This window comes from Rhizobium sp. 01T417, assembly GCF_056398905.1.
Genome location: NZ_JBFTQH010000134.1, coordinates 1 through 1,355 on the forward strand (window position 1 = coordinate 1; position 1,355 = coordinate 1,355).

1 protein-coding gene is annotated in these 1,355 nt (G+C 65.4%); it reads left to right on the forward strand.

The window, feature by feature from the left end; all coding sequences use genetic code 11:
* The coding region (locus AC1DPR_RS31960; protein WP_477818028.1) for a putative Ig domain-containing protein at positions 1–1,355 on the forward strand (1,355 nt) is incomplete at both ends.

Consider the following 1,355-nt stretch of genomic DNA (forward strand, 5'->3'; position numbering starts at 1 on the left):
AACACGGTGCCGACGGCGGTTGCCGATGCTGGCGATGCGACCGAAAAGGGCGGCGTTGCCAATGGCTCGGGTGGTTCGCTCGCCAGTGGCAACGTGCTTGCTAACGACACCGATCCTGATGCCGGCGACACCAAGACGGTCACGGCCGTCAGCTTCGGCGCGACAGCAGGCACGCTCGGCACCGCACTTGCCGGTGCCTATGGCAGTCTCGTCCTCGCGGCCTCGGGCGCCTATAGCTATACGATCAACGAGGCCAACTCTACGGTGCAGGCGCTGCGGCTGTCGACCAACACGCTGAGCGAGATCTTCAGCTACACCATGCGTGATGCCGCCGGCGCCACCGCCACGGCCGCGCTGACGATCACCATCCACGGCGCCGACGACGCGCCTGTTCTGGCGGCCCAGACCGCCACCCAGAATGCCACGGTCAACACCGCCTTCTCGTTCGCGTTGCCGGCCGGCACTTTCACCGATGTCGACAGCGGCGAAACGCTGACCTACACGGCAACCTCTGGCGACGGCTCGGTTCTTCCCACCTGGCTGAGCTTCAACGCCGCGACGCAGACCTTCAGCGGTACGCCGACGACAACAGGCACGTCAGGCATCAAGGTGACGGCAACCGACATTGCCGGCCTCGCCACCAGCGAGACCTTCAGCATCTCCACCACGATAGCGGGCAACACGACGCCGACGGCGGTTGCCGACGCTGGCGATGCGACCGAGAAGGGCGGCATTGCCAATGGTTCGGGCGGTTCGGTCGCCAGCGGCAACGTGCTGACCAATGACACCGATCCGGATCAAAACGACACCAAGACCGTCACGGCGGTCAGCTTCGGCGCGACGACAGGCACGCTCGGCACCGCACTTGCCGGCACCTATGGCAGCCTGCTCATCGATGCGACGGGCGTCTATAGCTATACGATCAACGAGACCAACACCGCGGTGCAGGCGCTGCGGCAATCGACCAACACGCTGAACGAGGTCTTCAGCTACACCATGCGTGACGCCGCCGGCGCCACTGCCACGGCCTCGCTGACGATCACCATCCACGGTGCTGACGACGCGCCTGTTCTGGCGGCCCAGACCGCCACCCAGAACGCCACGGCCGGCACCGCCTTCTCGTTCGTGCTGCCGGCCGGCACCTTCACCGATGTCGACAGCGGCGAAACGCTGACCTACACGGCAACCTCTGCCAACGGCACGGCTCTTCCCACCTGGCTGAGCTTCAATGCCTCGACGCGCACCTTCAGCGGTACGCCGACGACATCAGGCACGTCAGACATCAAGGTAACGGCAACCGACATTGCAGGCCTCGCCACCAGCGAGACCTTCAGCATCAATACGGCCGCAGCGCC